Here is a 20945-nt window from a genome sequence, read left to right as displayed (position 1 = left end):
TAAAATGAAAATTAGTTACCTTTTTATTACTTGTATTTTAATTTTTGGGTCCTGTGACCTATCAAAACCAAATTCTCCGAAAATTGATAATAAAACAGAAGTTTTACAAGATTCTCTTTTAAAAGGTTGGAACACCTGGAACAATCCCAGTGTTCTGTCTTATGTTAAAATGCCGGACGGACTCAACCTTCAAATAAAAATGCGAAAAAAAGGGCATGGTCCTTATTGGCTTGGAGATGCTTACGTGGCTAATCCAAAATACAATTTTGCTGAAACAATAAAACCGAAGGAACATTCATATGATGGAAGTTATACGGCTTTACAGCTTTCTTGGGAAGGGATGAACGCCTCCATAGAAACGGCTGTTGATGGTGAGGATTTTGTTATGCTATATACGCCGGATTCTATTCAGGAATCAGTTCATATTTTAGTATTAGAATCGGGTTATTTGTGGAACAAACCAGGGCTCTTACGTTTAGAGGAAAATACTATTGAAGCTTCGAGTGATGATGAAAAAACGGTAATTCGGAAGATTGGAACCGATACAAATATGCCTTTACCCATACCAACTCCGTACTTTTCATTTGATTCTGACAATAAAATTGCCGTATATACAGGAGAAGAACGCTCAATTCAAGAAGTTGAGGCCATTATCCTTAAAAAGAAAAACCAATTTAAGGAAAATACCAGTCAATATGGCGAACTCGCATCCGTTTATGAAGCTATTCAATCCGTAGTCGCTTGGAACCAGTTTTACGATGCCTTTAACGATCGAGGTATTTCTTCTGTTAGTCGAATTTGGAATGAAGCCTGGGGAGGATACATCATTTTTGATTGGGACACATATTTTATTGCATCGATTGCGGCAATTGATAATAAAAATTTAGCTTATAGTAATGTTTTTGCTATTACAAACAGTATAACAGATAGTGGGTTTATTCCAAACGTGGCTGCCACTTACAAAAAATCCAACGACCGCTCCCAGCCACCTGTGGGCGCAATGACGGTTAAAATGATTTACGATCAGTATAAAGAAAAGTGGTTTTTGGAAGAAGTATATGAAAACTTATTAACGTGGAACAAGTGGTGGAACAACAATAGGGATAATAAAGGTTTCCTGTCATGGGGATCAGATCCACACCCGGAAGGAATGCAGGGAAACACAATGAAAGCAGCGAAATGGGAATCTGGACTTGATAATTCTCCCATGTTTGATGAAGTTACCTTTAATGAAGAAACCCACATGATGGAACTTGCCTCAGTAGGATTAATGAGCTTATATATTGCAGACTGCAAATATTTGGCTGAGATAGCCTCAGTGTTAGGAAAACTTGAAGATAAACAGGAATTATTGAATAGAGCCAAAATGTACACCGATAAACTCAATGAGTTATGGGATGATAACCTTGGCATTTACAGGGATAAGAATTTGATTACGGGAGAGTTCACCAAGCATTTAAGTCCTACACATTTTTATCCTTTGCTGGCAGGCGTCCCCACACAAGAACAAGCTACTCGGATGATCGAAGAACATTTTATGAATCCTGAAGAATTTTACGGTAAGTATATGATGGCTTCCATTGCTAAGAACAATGCCGCTTTTCCAGATAACAGTTATTGGAGGGGCAGAATATGGGCGCCGATGAACTATCTAGTTTATTTGGGTTTAAGAAATTACGATTTGCCTGAGGCAAGAAAGATATTATCTGAGAAATCTAAAGAGCTGCTAATAAGTGAATGGGAGAATAAACGACATATTCATGAGAATTATAACGCAGAAACCGGTGTAGGCGATGATGTTCGCAACAGTGATCCATTTTATGCATGGGGAGGACTCTTGGGTTATATCCCATTGATTGAAGAAGGTTATGTAAAAATAGAAACCATTAAATAAGCAGTATTGCAAAATATTCCTTTAAAATATGAAGTGCTCGTTAAGGTGAATTTTTCAATCAGTCTTTGTTTAATTTTGAGAGCTGTTTTGGAATGACTAAATTTAAGGAAATATAGATTAATTGAAGAGAGAAGATAACTTTCCAGAATTTAAATCTTGAAATTGGCTTAGAACAGAACTATCAAATTAAAAATTATGAAAATATTGAAAATCAGTTACTGCTTACTTTGTGTAATTTGCTTAGCCTTAAGCTGTAAAACAGAGAATAAAAAGGAAAATACGTCGGAAACTAAAGAGGAGACAACTAAGGTTTCTGAAAAAGTGGAAGTAAAGGGAGAGGAAATCTCTTACAAAACCGATTCGACAACCATGCGAGGTTATATTGCGTACAACCCCGAGTCCGACGAAAAGAAACCAGGTATTTTGGTTGTACATGAATGGTGGGGACATAACGATTATAGTAGAAAGCGTGCAGATATGTTGGCCGAATTGGGCTATGTAGCTTTGGCAGTAGATATGTATGGCGAAGGAAAACAAGCAAAACACCCAGAAGATGCTGGAAAGTTCTCTGGTATGGTTATGAAAAATATAGATGTCGCAAAAGCCAGGTTCGACGCTGCCCTTGCGGCTTTAAAATCGAATCCTCATGTAGATCCAAACAAGATCGCTGCCATTGGATATTGCTTTGGAGGAAGCGTAGTATTAACAATGGCAGACATGGGTGAAGATCTCGATGCCGTGGCTGCATTTCATAGTGGGGTTAAATTACCTGTAATGCCTTCCAAGGATATTAAAGCTAAAATATTGATTTGTAATGGAGCAGAAGATCCATTTGTTTCTCCAGAATCCATTGCAGCTTACACTAGGGCTATGGATAGCGTGAACGCAGATTACCAATATATAGCTTACGAAGATGCGGTGCATGCATTTACGAGCAAAGAAGCCGATTCCTTGGGTAAAAAATTCGATTTACCTTTGGCTTATAATGCCGATGCTGATGAGAAGTCGTGGGAAGAACTTAAAGAACTTTTAAAAGAGGTTTTCTAGTTTTTAGATACGCCGACAATAATTAAATCCGAGCGAGAGTTCGGATTTTTTTTATGAAAAAGATTAATTGAGTTTCAAGTCATTTTTCGTATTCTTTAATTCTTGAAGAAACTCTTTGCTACACGATACTAATGTGTTTAAAAGCTCGAATTGATTCTCCTTTTTCAATTGTTCATCTTCAATCATTTTGGATTCGCAGAAAATGAAAAAGAGTTGTTTGTATTCTTTTGAAATTTTTAAATCCTTTTCTAAAAGTTCTTCTGAAAAAAAGGAATCGACCAAGAATAAATCTTGAAATTCTTCATATGAAATAGTTTCTGGTATTTCTGAATTTCGGTATTTATTTTTAATGAATAGACTCCCTATCAACTCAAGAATTGCTAAAATGTCAACATTTCCATTTCCTAAAGGTTTGTATTTGTAGGGGTTATTATTTCGGTCGTTCACAATTTGAGTTTGAAATTCTAAATTATATTATTTTACGTCGAAATCTGGTGCAATATATTGTTCTTCAAGAACAACTTCTGTCAATTCATTAACCTTTTCTTGCAGCAAAACGGTTTTTCTATTTTTAATGTTCCTTTATCGACAACTATAACTTCAGTTTCATAAAAAATAGATAAAAACAAAATACTATCCATTAGTTTTGCAGAAATTCTGAATTCACCGTCGTTATTAGAAAATACAACAAAATCATTATTCAAATTTACAATCCTTATATCTCCTATTGGCTCATTTTTATGATAAACTACCCCCGTAATAACTGATTCCCGTTGGGACCAACATTGTGATATTGCAAAACCTAATATGAAAAAACAGATTTGAAACTTCATTAATTCAATTGAGATTATTTGCTAAATATAATTAAAACCATCATTCACAATATAGTTTTAGCGTTTGGTTAAGATTTATTCAATCTAATATTAGTGTTAAACAATCCTTAAACCCCCGTTAAAGAGCTATTAAACATATGTTTGAGAGTAAAAATTGTAGTATCTTTTAAGTTCTACTGAATTAATAAACCAAAAAAACAATGAGTAAACCTTTAAACGTATCTCAAAAACTTATAAAAGCCCATTTGCTGCAGGGGGAAATGACTCCTGGAAGTGAAATTGGAATAAAAATAGACCAAGCATTGCTTCAAGATGCCACTGGAACCTTAGTACAATTAGAGCTCGAAGCTATGGGCTTGGAAAAGGCCAAAACAGAAGTAGCAGTTCAATATGTCGATCATAATTTATTGCAAACGGATTTTAAAAATGCCGACGATCATCGGTTTTTACACTCTGCTGCGCAAAAGTTCGGCTTATGGTTTAGTAGACCAGGAAATGGTGTAAGTCACCCAGTGCATATGGAGCGATTTGGAAAACCGGGAAAAACTTTGGTCGGTTCAGACAGCCATACACCTGCTGCTGGTTCCCTTGGTATGTTGGCCATTGGTACAGGAGGTTTGGATGTGGCGGCAGCAATTGCTGGGCAACCTTACTTTGTAAAGATGCCCCAAGTAATGGGAGTTAAATTGACTGGTAAATTACCAGATTGGGTGAGTGCAAAAGACGTAATCTTAGAAATGTTGCGTCGCTATGATGTAAAAGGCGGCGTAGGTAAAATAATAGAATACTATGGTGATGGATTAAAACATTTGAGCGCTATGGACAGGCATGTAATTGCCAATATGGGTGCAGAGTTGGGAGCTACTACCACTGTTTTCCCTAGTGATGAAGAAACAAAAAGGTTTTTAAAATCGCAAAAGAGAGAAGACGATTGGGTGGAATTAATAGCCGACGAGGGTTGTGAATACGATTTGGAAGATGAAATAGTTTTAGATGAACTGGTTCCTTTAATCGCCCTGCCCACAAGTCCGGGTAACGTAGTGCCTGTGAGCGAAGTGGAAGGAAAAGAAATAAGCCAGGTGGTTATAGGTTCTTCTGCAAATCCAGGTCTTAGGGATTTTTGGATTGCTGGAGCAATTGTAAAAGATAAATCTATAAGTGATAATGTATCGTTTGATATTAATCCGACATCAAGACAAATCATTCAAAATATGATTGACAACCGAGCTTTTGCCAATTTAATCAAAGCAGGGGGAAGGTTTCATCAATCCGGTTGTATGGGTTGCATTGGTATGGGGCAAGCACCTGCTAGTGGTACCATCAGTTTAAGAACTATGCCAAGGAATTTCCCCGATCGATCGGGTACAAAAGACGATCAGGTTCATTTATGCAGCCCAGAAACGGCAGCAGCTTCAGCATTAACAGGGAAAATCACGGATCCAAGGAATTTGGAGAAGCTATACAATATGAAATACCCCAAATTTGAAGCTCCGGAAATAGAAATTATAAATACTGATATGCTGGTGGCGCCTCCAGAGAATGGAGAAGAGTTGAGCCTTACCAAAGGGCCTAATATTAAAACACTACCGCATATTGAGCCTTTAAACGACTCTTATAATATTCCAGTGGTTTTAAAAATGGGTGATAATATTTCCACAGATGAAATTTTAAAAGCAGGAGCAGAAGTACTACCGTTTAGGAGTAACATTCCAGAAATCAGTAAGTATTCGTACATAGTTATCGATGAAACTTTTTATGATAGAGCTATGAAAGCCAAAGAACAATTTGGCGGACATATTGTGGTGGCTGGGGAAAATTACGCACAGGGAAGTAGCCGGGAACACGCGGCCTTGGCTCCTAAGTTTTTAGGACAAATAGCTGTTATCGCCAAAAGCTATGCGCGTATTGCGTGGCAAAATTTAGTGAATTTTGGTATTCTGCCGTTAGAGTTTGTAAATAATGATGATTATGATAAAATACATCAAGATGCGGAAGTTCGTTTTAAAAACCTTATCGAAGACGTAAAAAACAATAATAATATTAGAGTAGTGGTTTCGTATGATGGAAAAGAAGAAGAGATAGAAACCAAACATTCCCTAAGTGAAAGACAAATTAATTTAATCCTTAAAGGAGGGATTATCAACGACTTTAAAGAAAAACTAGCATCATAAAAAGAAAAAGAAATGACACCATTAGAACAATTAAATTTAGATAAAATTGCAAAAACCAATCACGAAATCTATGCGCTTTTAAAAATGCGTTGGAGCCCAAGGGTTTTTAAGGAAGAAAAACTCCCTGAAAATGAAGTTAAACAGCTCTTTGAAGCGGCACGCTGGGCACCGAGTTCTTTTAACAGACAGCCTTGGCGTTTTATTTATGCGGAAAAAGGCAGCGATGCTTACGATAAAATAGTAGGTTGTTTAAGCGATTTCAATAAAAGTTGGGTTACCAATGCGCCTTTATTAGCCATTACTGCTTACAAAGAAAAAACTGAGGAGGGGGACGAAAATTTCCATGCACTGCATGATTTGGGCCTTGCTGTTGGAAATATTTGTGTGCAAGCGCAATATATGAACATTGGTGTGCACCAAATGGCGGGTATCGATTGGAAAAAAGCTCAAAAAGAATTTAAAATACCAGATGGTTTTCACGTTTCCACAGCGATTGCTTTTGGATATTACGGTGGAGATTTTGAAAAGCTGAACGAAGAACTTTTAGAAATGGAAACCAAGGAAAGAGAACGAATGCCTCAAGAGGATTTTGCTTTTGAAGGCAGTTGGAAGAAATAGTTTGGGTTATAGTTGACCTTTATAGAAAGTCCCGGAAAAGTTATTTTCGGGATTTTTTTTGTCTTATCTTTAAAAGGCTGAAATAAGAAAAAATTGCGAAAGAAAATCCCTGTAAATTTCGATGTGATAATTGTTGGAGGAGGCTTAGCCGGACTAAGCGCTGCTATTCATCTATCAAAACGACAATACAGGGTTTTGGTTTTTGAGAAAAACACCTACCCACATCACAAAGTCTGCGGGGAGTATGTTTCCCAGGAAATAAGGCCTTATTTGGAGTTTTTAGAGGTTTCCTTAGAAAGTCTAAATCCTCCAAATATCGACGAATTGGAAATAAGTACGCACCACGGAAGTTCTATTCACACAAAGTTACCGTTGGGAGGAATTGGGATTAGTAGATATGCCTTCGATAATCTTTTGTTTCAAAAAGCCAAAAACAACAAGGTTTCATTCGTTTTCGAAAGTGTAAAAGGAGTTTCTTTTAAAAACAACGAGTTTACTGTTCAAACAAATACTCAAAATTATTTTTCTTCCATCGTAATTGGTGCTTATGGAAAGCGGGATATGCTGGACAAAGAGTTGGATAGAACTTTTTTTAATAAGAAATCGGCTTGGCTAGGGGTTAAGTGTCATTATACTTTAGATGAATTTCCCCACAACTTGGTAGCGCTTCACAGTTTTGAAGGCGGATATGCAGGTCTTTCTAAAACGGAAACGAATGCGGTAAACTTTTGCTACCTAACTTCTTATGAAAGTTTCAAGAAAGAGAAGAATATTTCTTCATTTAACCATCATGTGGTTTCAAAAAATAAGAAATTGGCAGATTTCTTAGAAAATGCTTCCCCTGTTTTTGAGGAACCCATAAGTATAGCCCAAATTTCATTTGCCAACAAACAGTGTGTGCACCAACACATGTTAATGTGCGGGGATACCGCGGGTCTAATACATCCGCTGTGCGGGAATGGCATGGCAATGGCCATACATAGCGCTAAAATAGCTTCAGAATTGATCGATACATATTTCAAAAACAAAAAGTTTAGCCGTGACGATATGGAAAAAGCATACGAGAAAGAATGGAACAAACATTTTAAAAGTAGGTTGTGGATGGGCAGACAATTACAGCATTTATTACTGAATAACACGATGGCTACATCGGTAATGAATTTTATGACAAAGTCTCCGTGGATCCTTCGAAAAATGATTACATCAACACATGGAAAACCGATTATATGACCTTGATTTTTCCTCAAAGAAGTGAAGAGCCAGAATTGATGGACGATCCAAATTTGGAAGCTTCCGTTTTATCGAAAGTTTTAAAAGATCTTTCTACAGTAAACCGGCTACTGAGCGGAAATAAAATAACCATTAAGGCCATTGAAGAGATTCTAGAACAAAATACGCAATCGCACTATACCATAGTCGATATGGGCTGCGGGGATGGGAAGATGTTAAGGGATATTGCGGATTATTTCAGCAATAAAAATATCGACCTTCAATTAATTGGGGTCGATCTAAGTGAAAAGGGCATCGAAATAGCCAAAATGCAATCATTGGCACATAACAATATTAAATTTTACTGTGCGGATATTTTAAAGTTCAATGCGGAAGAATTGTCCTGCGACTTATTGCTGTGTACCTTAACCATGCATCATTTTAAGGATGCGCAAATCCCTGTTTTCTTAAAGAAGTTCGTAAATCTGGTCAAAATAGGGGTTATTATCAATGATTTACAAAGAAGTAAGCTCGCATATTATCTTTTTAAACTGTTTAGTGCTATTTTTATAAAAACGAAAATTGCTAAAGAAGATGGTTTGGTTTCCATTAAAAGCGGATTCACCAAAAAAGAGCTATCTCATTTTTCTAAAAATTTACCCGAGGCTTCGCATTCCATTCAATGGAAATGGGCTTTTCGCTATTTATGGGTAATGCGTAAAACCAAATCATATTAAAAATTTATGAGTATAGTTAAAATTGCTACTGTTACCAAGGAATTGCCAGCTTACGAGCGTAAAACGGAAGATATATTACCATTTGTGGAATTCTGGCTGGCCAATCAAGATGAGCGTTTTAAAAGAAAAGTGATAAAAATTTTTGAAGGCGCCGCCGTAGATAAAAGATATGGAATCATGGATATTGAAGAGGTGTTTACCAAAACTTCGTTCGAAGAAAAAAATAACATCTATATCCGAGAGGTGAAAAAACTAGGGACTAATGTGCTAAGTAAAGCTCTGGAAAAAGCCTATTGGAGTGCAGATTCCATAGATTATATAATTACTGTAAGCTGTACCGGGATTATGATTCCCTCATTAGATGCCTATCTTATCAATGCCTTGGCAATGCGTCAAGACGTGGTAAGGCTTCCTGTTACAGAGATGGGCTGTGCCGCAGGGGTAAGCGGACTTATTTATGCGGCTAATTTCTTAAAATCCAATCCCGGAAAACGAGCCGCAATTGTCGCCGTGGAGAGTCCGACAGCAACTTTTCAATTGAATGATTTTTCCATGGCAAATATGGTTAGTGCCGCTATTTTTGGAGATGGGGCTTCCTGTGTGTTGCTTTCTTCGGAAGAAAGTACTGTGGGCCCAAAAATAATCGGGGAGGAGATGTACCATTTTAAAGACGCTACCCGTATGATGGGCTTCGATTTAACAAATGATGGTTTAAAAATGATTTTAGATCCAGCCGTTCCCAGCACCATAGCAGAGCATTTCCCGAATATTATCCACCCGTTCTTGAAAAAACACCAAACTTCCATAGAGAAGGTTAACCATTTAATATTTCATCCGGGAGGAAAAAAAATAGTTCAAACCGTAGAAGAACTTTTTGGTAAACTAGGTAAAAATATAGACGACACCCGGGAAACACTACGATTGTATGGGAATATGAGCAGCGCGACTGTTTTATATGTATTGGAGCGGTTTATGGAAAAGAACATCCCTGCTGGGGAACAAGGCTTGATCTTGAGTTTTGGTCCGGGATTTTCAGCACAACGTGTTTTACTGGAGTGGTAAAAGTTTAAAAGATGAATCAAGAAAATAAAAACAAAGACTACTGGGCACTAATTTTAGGTGGGAGTAGTGGCTTAGGACTGGCTTCCGCAAAAAAATTGGCGAAAGATGGTTATAATATTGTAGTTGTGCATAGGGACCGCAGAGCCGATTTAGCCCAAATTGAAGAGGCATTCAAAGATATTCGATCTCACAATGTCGTATTGAAAAGTTTTAATGTAGACGCCACCAACAGCGACAAGAGAAAAGCTGTTATTGATGAGATTTTAAAACTTATTGAACTTGGAAAGATAAAAGTGTTGCTCAATAGTATTGCCAAGGGCAACCTAAAACCTATGTTTTCTGAAGATGAAAAAGAGTTAGACAATCAAGATTTTCATTTAACGCTGGATGCTATGGCCATTTGTGTGTACGATTGGACCAAAGCACTTTTAAAAGCTGAATTATTTGCTTCTGATACCAGAGTCATTTCATTTACAAGTGAAGGCAATGTAAAAGCCTGGAGCAATTACGGTGCGGTATCGGCGGCTAAAGCGGCTTTGGAAGCAATTCATAGAAATATGGCGTTGGAGTTTGCCTCGAAAGGGATTAAATCCAATTGTATACAAGCTGGGGTTACCGAAACGAATTCCTTTAAGATGATTCCGGGTAGTGAAACCCTAAAACAAAATGCCATCGCTAGAAACCCTAATGGACGCCTGACCACTCCTGAGGATATCGCTAATGTGGTTTCCTTGCTTTGTAAGGAAGAAGCCAAATGGATAACTGGAACGGTTATTAAAGCGGATGGTGGAGAGAGTTTGCAGTGATTTGTGTGTTTTTGAGAAATACGTTTTTTTAAATTCTGAAAAATAAGAATTAGAAGCTGAAAATCCGAACATTAAATTTTAATATGTAATTAGACCTATCTCGAAATGGAAAAGGAAACTTTAATTCAAAATATTCTGATAAACTTACCTTATAGCGAGCCATTTTTATTCGTGGAAGGCCTAAAGGAAGTTAAAGAAGATAGGGTGGAAGGCTTTTATACATTCTCAAAGGACTCCTATTTCTATAAAGGTCATTTTAAAAATAATCCGGTTACCCCCGGAGTTATTCTTACAGAATGTTGCGCACAGATAGGGTTGGTTTGCATGGGATTGAGTCACTTTATATCAAGTGATGCTTTATATAAAAATCAAAGTTTAAAAATAGGATTGAGTAGTTCCGAAATGGAATTCCATAAACCAGTTTTTCCTGGAGAACGGGTAGAAGTGGTTTCTAAAAAAATTTACTTCAGGTTTCATAAACTTAAATGCGAAGTTAAAATGTTTAATGCACAAAAGGAACTTGTTTGCAAGGGAACGATTTCCGGGATGATAAAATTTTAAAATATGGAGCATAGGGTTGTAATTACTGGTTTAGGGGTATGTGCACCCAATGGCATTGGATTGAAAAATTTCACAGATAGTTTAATTCAAGGGAAAAGCGGTATTACTTTTCACCAAGATTTAGCTGATCTTAACTTTGGCTGTCAAATTGGAGGGCAACCAGACTTAGATGAATCGCTCGTTAATCAATACTTTACCCCGCTACAATTAAAGGGTTTAAAAGCAAGCGGACTCGTTTACGGAGTCATTGCTGGAACAGATGCTTGGAAAGACGCTGGTTTGACCGTTGCCAATAGTGAATCGCCGAATTGGGACGATGGGGTTATCTTTGGCACCGGTGTTTCTGGCGTGGATAAATTCAGGGACTCCATTTATTTAATTGATGAGCACAATGCCAGAAGGTTGGGTAGCACCACGGTAGTACAAACCATGGCCAGTGGCATAAGCGCCTATTTGGGAGGTATTGTCGGTGCGGGAAACCAAGTTACTACCAACTCTTCTGCTTGTACAACGGGCACTGAAGGTATTTTAATGGCTTTTGAGCGCATTAAAGATGGTAAGGCAAAGAGAATCTTAACCGGGAGCACATCAGACAGTGGACCCTACGTTTGGGGCGGATTTGACGCGATGCGGATTCTCCCAAGAAAGTACAACGATAACCCTACACAGGCAAGCCGGCCCATGAGTGAAACTGCCGCTGGTTTTGTTCCAGGGAGTGGAGCAGGGGCTCTGGTGTTGGAATCTTTAGAAAGTGCTTTGGAACGAAATGCGCATATTTATGCTGAAGTCCTTGGAGGCCACATAAATAGTGGCGGACAAAGAGGGGAGGGCAGTATGACAGCTCCCAACAGCGAGGCGGTGCAAAGATGCATTAAACAGGCACTCGAAGAAGCAGAAATTGATAATAAAGCAATAGATGCCATTAACGGACACTTAACGGCTACTACCAAAGATGCATTGGAAATTGAAAATTGGAGTGCGGCCCTTAATAGAAAAGGCGAGGACTTCCCTTTTATAAATTCTTTTAAAGGCATGTTCGGGCACTGCCTGGCGGCTGCGGGAAGTATAGAATGTGTAGGCACGGTATTGCAGATTCAAGAAAACAAGGTTTTCGGAAATATAAATTGTGAAGACCTACACCCAGAAATAGCTGAAAGAATTGATGCAGAAAAGGTGCCAACAGCTACCTTCAATAAAAAACTGAATTTAATCGCAAAAGCGAGTTTTGGTTTTGGCGATGTAAACGCTTGTGTTATCTTTAAAAGGTATAAAAAATAAATATGGCTATGAATAAAGAACATTATAATACCCTTAAGGGCATCATTAAGGTTTATTTACCAGAAGATGTTTCGGTAGATGATATTACCAAAGACAGTAATTTCACGCAAGAACTAAATATTAATTCTGCCAATTTGGTGGATATTATTTTAGATGTTGAAGATGCATTTGATATTACGCTGGAAAATGATGACATGGACGGTATGAAGACAGTTCAAGATGCTTTGGATATTGTGGAAAAGAAACTTCAAGAAAAAGAATAAGGAAGCTGAAAAGCAACCGACCATCCTTCATACAGGACAAAAATCAACAAAGGTTGGTAAACGTAATGTTTTACCAACCTTTGAATTATTACTATACTCGTGAAAACTTATGGTATTTTAACATCCGACGAATCGGGTTTAATTAATTTCAACACATCCGAAAAAGTATGCGCCATAACTGCTTTATCGCCACGAATGGCAATGGGATATACCAAAGTTTCCGGGTTTTTGTTTAAAACTTTTAAAGCATCGGTACTATCCAATTCAACATCCTCACCAAACTGATTGGTAAAAGCTGGATGGTCTTTTGCAATGAGTTCTGGGACTGTTTTTCCCAATCTATCCGCAATTTCTACCCATTCGGTATCGGCGACTTTGGTTTTGGTAAGATCTATGGCCAATACTTTTGCCTCTGAAGACACTGCGTACGCTTGGCATTCCCGCCCTAATTTGGTACTAGGGTCAAAAATTAATGTTATCTGTTTATCGTCTGTTGCTAAAATACTCATCTCTTCCACGTCAATTATTTTTTTAATTTCTATATCAATTCAAACCAAATTATTGTTTAGCTTTCATTTTTTCTTTTTTCTTTCTCAATTGTTTTTCCAAATCGTTGTAAGCTTCCGCAATGGACATTTCAAATTTTTCGTGGGAAGCTTCAGCAAACAACCTTGGTCCCGGGACACTTAAACGGATGTTACAAATTTTCCCTGTGTCTTTGGATGAAGTATTTTCGGTTTTGAAAAATACATCCGCACGAACAATAAAATCGTATTTATCTACGAGTTTGTCTATTCTATTTGAAGCCATCTCTTCCAAACGTTTGCTAGCCGCAACGTTATCATATTCAAAATTTATCTGCATAGTTAATTAGTTTTTGCTCACAAAGTGAGATTATTATTCAGTAACAATTTTTATTGATACTCTTAAAAATACTAAATTTAACAATGCATTGGAAGCAAATTCTACGCTTTAATAAGAATTTATGATTGGAAATTTTAAAAACCTGAATACAGAGCGTTTGTAAAATAAATGCTGGTTTCTAAATTATAAATGTTCTGTTAATTTCTTTACCAAATCGTTTTTGGAAATCATTCCAGCTTGGCGCCAAACCGAAGTCCCATTTTTAAGAATCATAAATGTTGGGACACCACGTACCTGAAACCTTCCCGCAAGTTCCTGGTTTTTGTCCACATTTATTTTTATAATATTTATAGCATCTCCCATCGACTGTTTTACATCATCCAAGACGGGCATCATGGTTTGGCAAGGGCCACACCAGTCGGCATAAAAATCTATAAGTACGGGTTTGTTAACTTCTATAATATCTTTAAAACTACTTTTCATTCTTCTAGGTTTAATCTGTTTATTAGGTATACGGTAAAAGAAGGCTTTTAGTCGGTTTTAGCCCAAAAAACTTTCAATTTGCAGGATGCAGATACTTGCGTTCCATCCAAAATGTACCAAATGGAATAATTGAACATAGTAAAACGATAAATAGGGTAGAGATTGACCATTTTAGTTTTTTGTAAAATACGAAAGACATCACCACATAAGCGATGAACAATATTCCATGCAGCATCCCTACAATTTTATTGGGTCCATGAAAATCCATGTAATATTTTAATGGCATGGTAATTCCAAAAAGCAATAGGTAAGAAATCCCTTCTAATATACTGATAAGTCTAAAATTCTTAAGTGTCATCATGTAAACCTGTTTAATTGCAAAAATAAAGCACCGAATTTAGTTTCGATGCTTAGATTTGTTAAAGGTATGTTTATTTTTACAGCATTACAGAATCTTCATTCGATTCTCCATTAGCTTCTTTTTCTTGTATTTGCTTTCCTATAGCCTGAACTTCATCTAAAACGCGCAATAGATTTCCACTCCACAGTTTTTCTATTTCTTTTTCAGAATATCCTCTTTTAACCAATTCTTTGGTAACATTAAGGGTTTCGGAGGCATCATTCCAACCATAAATTCCGCCACCACCGTCGAAATCTGAACTTATTCCAACATGATTGATCCCTACTTTTTCAATTAAATAATCGATATGATCCACAAAATCGGAAACATTAACGGGAGCTTTATGTTGGGATATGGAATCCAACTTTCGGGAAGCTGCATTTCTAATACCAACATACTTTTCATAATATGCATCCCTTTCTTTTTCGGAAAGTTGCTTTACGCTATCCCTCTCCAAGATGGAAAAGTTCTTTCTTTGGGCTTCAGCCTGCATCACTTTATCAACTTCAAGATCAAAAACACTGTCCTTCTCCACATTAACATAGGGTGCAAAAGCGACCGTTTGTACAACGCCACCGTTTTTCTTTAGCCATTTCAATTGTTCGTCGTCTAAATTTCTGCTATGGTTACTCAAATTCCGGGCTGAAGAATGGGAAGCTATTACAGGAGCTTCAGTAAGTTCAATCATCTGCCTCATAGCTTCTTTGGATGGATGGGAAACATCGATCATCATTCCATATTTATTCATTTCCTTAACCACCTCTTTACCCAGTTCACTTAAGCCATTGTGTAGCCAAACACCGTCTTTTTCTCCAGTATTGGAATCTGATAACTGACTGTGACCTTGATGCGCAAGGGACATATATCGACCGCCGAGGTCGTAGAATTTCTTTACATTCCTCACATCAGTACCAATAGGGTAGCCGTTTTCAATACCTATCATGGCCACTTTTTTGCCCTTGGCATGAATTTCCCTTACATCTTCTGATGTGAGGGCGAGTTCGATTTCATCGGGAGCAATCTCTTCACACAAACGATGAATCGCTTCAAATTTGGAAATCGCATTTTGGTATGCCTTTTTGTACCCTTCCGCATTTAACGAATCTTGCCCGGTATAGACTATGAACCAAGCTACATCGAGACCACCAGACTTCATTTTGGGTAAGGTAATTTGCGTATCCAAATCTTGGGTGTAATTAATAGAGTCTGTGAAATTATCCACATTAATATCGCAATGCGTATCTAGGGTTATAATGTTTTTTTGGATTTGAATGGCTTTTGCCTCAATTTCGGCATCTGTTAAGGCGTGTTCTGCATGTTCTGTCTCTGTTTTCTGTTTGCACGAGGTTGCCAAAACCACAAGCGATAGCATAAAAAGGTATAGGAGGTTCTTCATATAAATTTTATTGATGTTGTTAGATCGGTTTAAATTAAAATTAATATATGAGCCTTCCAAATTTAGCGCTAAATGCCTTGTTGGAATAGTAAACTTTTATACAATTTATAAATAGGGCGGCACTTGTTAATTGATTTCACAATTGAAGGGGAAATGACACAATTTTCTGTTAAACCAACATGGGAATTCCTTTAATATGAAGGTTTTGATGTAAGTTAAATGGAGATAACCAAATTAAAAATAATCATGCTTACAATCATTTTAAACATTTTATTGCCACCATTGTCAGTTTATTTAAAACATGGCTTGGGAGAAACCTTTTTAATCAGCTTAATTTTAACCCTTATCGGTTGGTTGCCAGGTGTAATTCATGCATTTATAGTTAATCGATAATGGATAATAAAAAAAAGGAAAACATCGCCAGAATAGGTATTGCTACCAAAGGATTGATCTATTCCCTTATTGGAGGGCTTACCGCTCTTTCAGTAATTGGCGTAACAGGAGAAAAAACGGGGAGCTCTGGCGTATTGGATTATGTGGCCAAGCAACCATTTGGCCGGGTCATTTTAGGGGTTTTGGCATTGGGGTTAATCTGCTTTGTGTTATGGCGGCTATACCAAACCTTTGCCGATCCCGAAAACCATGGAACTGACCTGAAAGGAATCGTAAACAGAATCACCTATTTTACCAGTGGGGCATTTTATGCCGCCTTGGCCTATGCTGCGGTAAAAAAAATAATATCCGGATTATCTTCTGGAGGTGGCAGTGGAGGCAAAGAGTCTATGCTTCAATTTTTACTGGAAAAACCTTTTGGCCAAATAATGGTGACTGTAGTGGGACTTTGTTTTTTAGGAAAGGCCCTGTACCAATTGTATAAAGCCTATTCAGGAAAATATAAAGAAGAAATAGAACACGCAGGTTTAGACGCCAAAGCGCAAAAAGCTATACTGACTGCCGGAAAAGTCGGATACACAGCTCGTGGGATAGTAATTGTAATTGTTTCCTATCTCATTTTTAAAGCCGCTTGGTATTCCAATTCCAATCAGGCAGGAGGAAAAGAGGAGGCCTTCCAAGTTTTGCAATCTAATTTTGGAAGTCTAATTATGGCATTGGTTGCTTTGGGATTATTGGCTTACGGATTTTTTATGTTCGTTAAAGCTAAATACAGACCTATTAATATTAACGAATAAATTTTTAGTATGAAACCGACGGAAAAAGTACCAAATTTAAAATTAGACCTTATTAATGACACAAAATGGGAGCTAGCGGCCCAGGAAGTAGAACAATTTACGATGATTGTTTTTTACCGAGGCTTGCATTGTCCTGTTTGTAAAACCTATTTGGAAGAACTCTCTAAGAAACTGGAAGATTTTAGTAGCCGCGGGGTAAATGTTATTGCCATTAGCGGGAATACTGAAGAATTAGCTAAGAAAACCGCAGAGGAATGGGATATCCCACAACTACCAGTAGGTTATGGTATGAGTATGGATGAAGCCCGTAAATGGGATTTATACATTTCTACCGCCATTTCTGATAAAGAACCGGATACATTTTTTGAACCTGGGTTATTTCTGATAAAACCAGACCAAACCTTGTATGCTTGTTCGGTACAATCCATGCCTTTTGCGCGACCCGATTTTGATGATATTTTAAATGCAATCGACTTTATAAAAAAGAAAGACTATCCACCAAGAGGAGTTGCTTAAAAATAGCTATTCTGTGGTAGCGAGCATATTGCCGAGCAGGAGGGAAGCGGTAATCCAAAGAATAATGGATAGCATACCTCCAATAATTAAAAAATGCTTGAATTTATAGATTCCAAGTCCGTAAATAAGCGTATTTGTTTGATATCCCAGCGGTGTAAAAAAACTAAAATTAGCCGAAAACAATACGGCCAATATAAAAGGTTTTAAAGGTAAATTGCTCGCAGTGGCAATGGAAATGGCAATGGGCGTCATTATTATGGCGGTGGCATTGTTGGAAATTACCCCACTGAGCAACATGGTGAACAGAAAAATGATCCCGATGATGATAGTAGGCTGTTTTCCCGACATCAATTCCAATAATTGAGAAGACAGCCACACATCAGCGCCGCTGTTATTCATGGCAATTCCTAAAGGAATCATTCCTGCCAAGAGGAAAATTATCTCCCAGTTGATGTTTTGGTACACCTTGCTCAGCTCTATACAATTAAACATAAGAAGCAAAAGGCATCCCGTGAGGGAACTGGCCAAAATGGACAAAACTCCCGAAGCGGCAAGACCGATAACTGCCAACAAAATAAGAAAGGTAAGTGTTTTTTTGACCGGAGCAACAGACGTGTAAGAGGTGTGCTCCTTAAGTACGGCCATATTCTCCACGGTAGAAAATTGGTCTATTTGATCTTTGGGAACTTCTACCAACAATCGATCGCCCACTTTTAATTTTATCTTATCGATACTAGTGTTCAAAAGTTTATCTTTTACATTCTGAATGTTCTTTCTTCGCTTTACTGCCAGGGGAAGCGCTCCGTTGATACGCTTATTTTTCAATTCATCAATAGAACGTTTAAGCAAAGGTGCCCCTGGAAGCATTAAAAGTTCTACAATTGTATTTTTGTCGCTGTCAAATTCATTTATTTCATCCTCTCCATTATCTTCCACATGGTAACTATTAATAATAATACCCTCGGTTTCCTTTATCTTTACTAAGCTTTCCATATCGCAATAGAGCAGGAGCTTATCGCCTTTTTGGAGGGTAATGTATTTTCCCGGGGATTTGTTAGAAATACCCTTCCGCGTAAGTTTTAAAAGCGTAATTCCGGGATCGTTGTATAATATGGTGTCTTTTATTTTTTTATCAATAAAATCAGAATCCCCATCAAATTCAATACTGGTCAAATATTCATCCAATTCATATTCCTTATCCAAATTGCTATTGGCATCCCACGGTAGGAGAAAAGAAGTAGTTGTAATAAAAACAATTCCTATTCCGAGGAAAATAAGACCATAAATGGAAAACTCGAAGAAAGTAAACCGTTCCGCACCAAATTTAGAGGCTACCGAATTCACGATCAAGTTTGTAGAAGTACCCATTAACGTACAGCTACCGCCCAAAATACCCGCAAAAGATACGGGAAGCAATAATTTAGCACGCGGAATGTTGAATTTCAGGGAGAGCTCGGTTAAAATTTTTATGAAAACAATAACTACGGCGGTGGTACTTATAAAAGCAGAAATCGTCCCAGAAATAAGCATAAAAGCAGGGATAAGCAGTAAAATAGGGAGTACCCGAAGTCTTTTTAAGCCATTCGCCAAGATGTTTATAATTCCGTTTTGTTCTAAAGCAATAGCAATAATCATAAGGCAGAGCACCGTAATTGTGGCGGTGTTGGAGAAGCCACTAATAGCTTCTTCTGGTGAAACCACCCCAAAAAGTAGCAGACTCACAATGATAAAAAATGCTATTTTGTCTACAGGAAAGATTTCAAAGGCGAAAAAGATAATTACCAAGAATAAAATTGCGAATACATATATAATTTCCAAAGACATGAAATAGCGTGTTTAATTATCGATTAAATATATTTTAAAATATGATTGGTTGTTATGCCTAAAATTATAAATATTCGTTATTTAATGATAATTCTGTTATTTTCTACCGACAGAAGTTTTAAACATCCTAAATTAGCAGGACTAGTACATCCCATATGAGTGAAGAAGAAATAAAACAAAGAGACATCGACAAGGAATTGGACAACAGCAAAGTTTCTAATGAAAACGCAGCCAAAAGTCACGGTGAGATCTTAAAAGAGCAAATTTGTGAAGGTCAAGAGATCTATAAGCGGAGTACTAGCAGTATTTTGCTCAGTTCTTTGGCAGCCGGACTCGAAATTGGGTTTAGTTTTTTAATGATATGCTCGGTGTTTTATTATTTTGAAGGAAAAGTGGCAGAAGACACTTTATTTAAACTTATGGCATTGGTGTATCCCTTTGGGTTTATCATGGTGGTACTGGGGCAATCCATTTTATTTACAGAACAAACATCTTTATTAACGTTACCCGTATTAAACAAAAAACATTCTGTGGCCAGTTTAATGCGGTTATGGGGACTGGTAATCCTTGGAAATTTAATAGGCGGATGGTTGATTGCGTTGGTGCTGCGATGGGTAGGGCCCGAACTTGGTATTTTTAGCTTAGATACCATTAACAAAATTGCGGAACATGTTACCAGTTATAGCGGCCCCGTAATTTTGGTAAGTGCTGTATTGGCCGGTTGGCTTATGGGATTGTTATCCTGGCTGATAACATCTTCTAAAGATACCGTAAGCCGAATTATTATTATTTACTTGATTACCGCTATAATGGCGTTTACAGGATTACATCATAGTATTATTGGAAATATTGAAGTATTTAGCGGTTTATTGAGTTCGCCCAACATACAGCTGATAGATTATTTTAAATTTCAAAGCTTGGCGTTAATAGGGAATGCTTTAGGCGGCGCGTTTTTTGTAGCGTTGTTGAAATACAGGGCATTTGTTTATAATGTGTAAGGCAGTTTTATTACAATCTATAAATACCATTGATAAACGCTAATTGCCAAACAATTAACTACTGAAAAGGAGTAGCTTAATAATTTTCTATTTTACATAAGGTAAATTATAGTTCAAATTGATTTGTATAAGTATAATGAACAATGATGGCATTTTATATATTATCTGATATTATGTAAGAGTCAACTTGGCGATGCAATTTCAATACATAACTAAATTTAATATTCTATCATTAATTCATTCCGAATATTTTAGACGGCATAAATTAATAAGATTGAAAATCTTTTTAATTTTGAGCGGGTTGATGACTTTGGCAAGAATGCTTCTAAACCCCTAAAATATAGACGCTCACTTCACCTATTGTTTTAGCCAAAATTTTATGAGGCCTTTTTACGTATACCACTAGAATTTGGATGAATTCCACCTCCTTTCCATTCTCCAGTAATATGCCAATTTTCATAATGATATAACCATAAAATTGTCCAAGGAATAATACAGTCAGAAATTAACATTTTTGAATTAAATTCTTGATATTTAGGATAGTATAAGCACAATTCATTTAATGGATATACATGAGGGATTTTATCATTATTAAAATTCCTCTTTAATTCTGGATTCAAAATATTCACTTTCGGTCGTTTGCCTATTCTATATTTTAACTTAAAAGAATAATTAACACTTCTTGAAGTAGGCATTATTAATCCAGTACATATAACACTATCCTTTAAGAGCTTAACATTGAATTCAGGATAGCTTCTTTTTAGAGCAATAAATTGCTCTGACAAAGTATATGTT

23 protein-coding genes are annotated in these 20945 nt (G+C 37.0%); 15 read left to right on the top strand and 8 right to left on the bottom strand.

The window, feature by feature from the left end:
- The first annotated feature begins 4 nt into the window (after positions 1-4).
- Both HX109_RS13990 and HX109_RS13985 read left to right on the top strand, forming a co-directional pair.
- Entirely contained in the window at positions 5-1894 is a 1890-nt protein-coding gene (locus tag HX109_RS13990; protein WP_178953064.1) for an MGH1-like glycoside hydrolase domain-containing protein, read from the top strand.
- Between the two features lie 195 nt (positions 1895-2089).
- Positions 2090-2941: a dienelactone hydrolase family protein gene (locus tag HX109_RS13985; protein ID WP_178953062.1), complete on the top strand. Its 852-nt coding sequence runs from the start codon at positions 2090-2092 to the stop codon at positions 2939-2941.
- Between the two features lie 63 nt (positions 2942-3004).
- Here the strand turns inward: HX109_RS13985 and HX109_RS13980 are convergent, their stop codons facing one another.
- On the bottom strand, positions 3005-3388 hold the full coding sequence (locus HX109_RS13980) for a hypothetical protein (protein ID WP_178953060.1): 384 nt from the start codon (positions 3386-3388) through the stop codon (positions 3005-3007).
- A gap of 586 nt (positions 3389-3974) precedes the next feature.
- On the opposite strand from HX109_RS13980, the gene HX109_RS13975 reads away from it, so the two are divergent.
- The 9 genes from HX109_RS13975 (at position 3975) to HX109_RS13935 (ending at position 12479) form a co-directional block, all read left to right on the top strand.
- A complete protein-coding gene (locus HX109_RS13975; RefSeq protein WP_178953058.1) occupies positions 3975-5945 on the top strand; it encodes an aconitate hydratase in 1971 nt (656 codons plus the stop codon).
- 12 nt (positions 5946-5957) lie between these two features.
- A complete protein-coding gene (locus tag HX109_RS13970) occupies positions 5958-6563 on the top strand; it encodes a nitroreductase family protein (protein ID WP_178953056.1) in 606 nt (201 codons plus the stop codon).
- A gap of 93 nt (positions 6564-6656) precedes the next feature.
- A complete protein-coding gene (locus HX109_RS13965; RefSeq protein WP_255462704.1) occupies positions 6657-7793 on the top strand; it encodes an NAD(P)/FAD-dependent oxidoreductase in 1137 nt (378 codons plus the stop codon).
- Positions 7790-8509 (top strand): methyltransferase domain-containing protein, encoded by a 720-nt coding sequence (locus tag HX109_RS13960; protein ID WP_178953054.1) that lies wholly within the window; start codon positions 7790-7792, stop codon positions 8507-8509. The genes HX109_RS13965 and HX109_RS13960 overlap by 4 nt, the downstream gene beginning before the upstream one ends.
- A 6-nt stretch (positions 8510-8515) precedes the next feature.
- Entirely contained in the window at positions 8516-9571 is a 1056-nt protein-coding gene (locus HX109_RS13955) for a type III polyketide synthase (protein ID WP_178953052.1), read from the top strand.
- Between the two features lie 11 nt (positions 9572-9582).
- A complete protein-coding gene (locus tag HX109_RS13950) occupies positions 9583-10377 on the top strand; it encodes an SDR family NAD(P)-dependent oxidoreductase (protein ID WP_178953050.1) in 795 nt (264 codons plus the stop codon).
- 105 nt (positions 10378-10482) lie between these two features.
- Positions 10483-10938 (top strand): 3-hydroxyacyl-ACP dehydratase FabZ family protein, encoded by a 456-nt coding sequence (locus HX109_RS13945; protein WP_178953048.1) that lies wholly within the window; start codon positions 10483-10485, stop codon positions 10936-10938.
- 3 nt (positions 10939-10941) lie between these two features.
- Complete coding sequence (locus HX109_RS13940) at positions 10942-12216, top strand: beta-ketoacyl-[acyl-carrier-protein] synthase family protein (protein WP_178953046.1); 1275 nt, start codon at positions 10942-10944, stop codon at positions 12214-12216.
- Positions 12217-12224: 8 nt separating this feature from the next.
- Entirely contained in the window at positions 12225-12479 is a 255-nt protein-coding gene (locus HX109_RS13935; protein WP_178953044.1) for a phosphopantetheine-binding protein, read from the top strand.
- 107 nt (positions 12480-12586) lie between these two features.
- Here HX109_RS13935 and HX109_RS13930 read toward each other — a convergent pair whose 3' ends face one another.
- From HX109_RS13930 to HX109_RS13910, 5 genes are all read right to left on the bottom strand, one after another.
- Positions 12587-12988 (bottom strand): arsenate reductase family protein, encoded by a 402-nt coding sequence (locus HX109_RS13930; RefSeq protein WP_178953042.1) that lies wholly within the window; start codon positions 12986-12988, stop codon positions 12587-12589.
- A gap of 49 nt (positions 12989-13037) precedes the next feature.
- Positions 13038-13343, bottom strand: a complete 306-nt coding sequence (gene hpf, locus HX109_RS13925) for a ribosome hibernation-promoting factor, HPF/YfiA family (protein ID WP_178953040.1) — start codon at positions 13341-13343, stop codon at positions 13038-13040.
- Between the two features lie 183 nt (positions 13344-13526).
- Entirely contained in the window at positions 13527-13826 is a 300-nt protein-coding gene (gene trxA / locus HX109_RS13920) for a thioredoxin (RefSeq protein ID WP_178953038.1), read from the bottom strand.
- 73 nt (positions 13827-13899) lie between these two features.
- Positions 13900-14184 (bottom strand): DUF3817 domain-containing protein, encoded by a 285-nt coding sequence (locus HX109_RS13915; protein WP_178954224.1) that lies wholly within the window; start codon positions 14182-14184, stop codon positions 13900-13902.
- A gap of 79 nt (positions 14185-14263) precedes the next feature.
- Positions 14264-15622 carry a dipeptidase gene (locus HX109_RS13910; protein ID WP_178953036.1) on the bottom strand — a complete coding sequence of 453 codons (1359 nt, stop codon included), beginning with the start codon at positions 15620-15622 and terminating at the stop codon, positions 14264-14266.
- A gap of 240 nt (positions 15623-15862) precedes the next feature.
- On the opposite strand from HX109_RS13910, the gene HX109_RS13905 reads away from it, so the two are divergent.
- Genes HX109_RS13905 through HX109_RS13895 form a run of 3 tightly spaced genes read left to right on the top strand, consistent with a single transcriptional unit; the run spans position 15863 to position 17328 of the window.
- Positions 15863-16015 (top strand): YqaE/Pmp3 family membrane protein, encoded by a 153-nt coding sequence (locus HX109_RS13905; protein ID WP_178954222.1) that lies wholly within the window; start codon positions 15863-15865, stop codon positions 16013-16015.
- Positions 16015-16812 (top strand): DUF1206 domain-containing protein, encoded by a 798-nt coding sequence (locus HX109_RS13900; protein WP_178953034.1) that lies wholly within the window; start codon positions 16015-16017, stop codon positions 16810-16812. The genes HX109_RS13905 and HX109_RS13900 overlap by 1 nt, the downstream gene beginning before the upstream one ends.
- A gap of 9 nt (positions 16813-16821) precedes the next feature.
- Positions 16822-17328 carry a peroxiredoxin-like family protein gene (locus tag HX109_RS13895; RefSeq protein WP_178953032.1) on the top strand — a complete coding sequence of 169 codons (507 nt, stop codon included), beginning with the start codon at positions 16822-16824 and terminating at the stop codon, positions 17326-17328.
- A gap of 6 nt (positions 17329-17334) precedes the next feature.
- Here the strand turns inward: HX109_RS13895 and HX109_RS13890 are convergent, their stop codons facing one another.
- Complete coding sequence (locus HX109_RS13890) at positions 17335-19152, bottom strand: SLC13 family permease (RefSeq protein ID WP_178953030.1); 1818 nt, start codon at positions 19150-19152, stop codon at positions 17335-17337.
- A 155-nt stretch (positions 19153-19307) separates the two neighbouring features.
- Between HX109_RS13890 and HX109_RS13885 the strand changes: the two genes are divergently transcribed.
- Positions 19308-20150: a formate/nitrite transporter family protein gene (locus tag HX109_RS13885; protein WP_178953028.1), complete on the top strand. Its 843-nt coding sequence runs from the start codon at positions 19308-19310 to the stop codon at positions 20148-20150.
- Between the two features lie 377 nt (positions 20151-20527).
- On the opposite strand, the gene HX109_RS13880 is transcribed toward HX109_RS13885, so the two are convergent.
- Positions 20528-20935, bottom strand: coding sequence for a hypothetical protein (locus HX109_RS13880; protein WP_178953027.1), 408 nt, complete (start codon positions 20933-20935; stop codon positions 20528-20530).
- Positions 20936-20945: the final 10 nt, after the last annotated feature.

This window comes from Galbibacter sp. BG1 (genome assembly GCF_013391805.1).
Lineage (GTDB): Bacteria > Bacteroidota > Bacteroidia > Flavobacteriales > Flavobacteriaceae > Galbibacter.
Note: the sequence above shows the minus strand (reverse complement) of the source record. Positions and strands in the feature narration are given on the sequence as shown.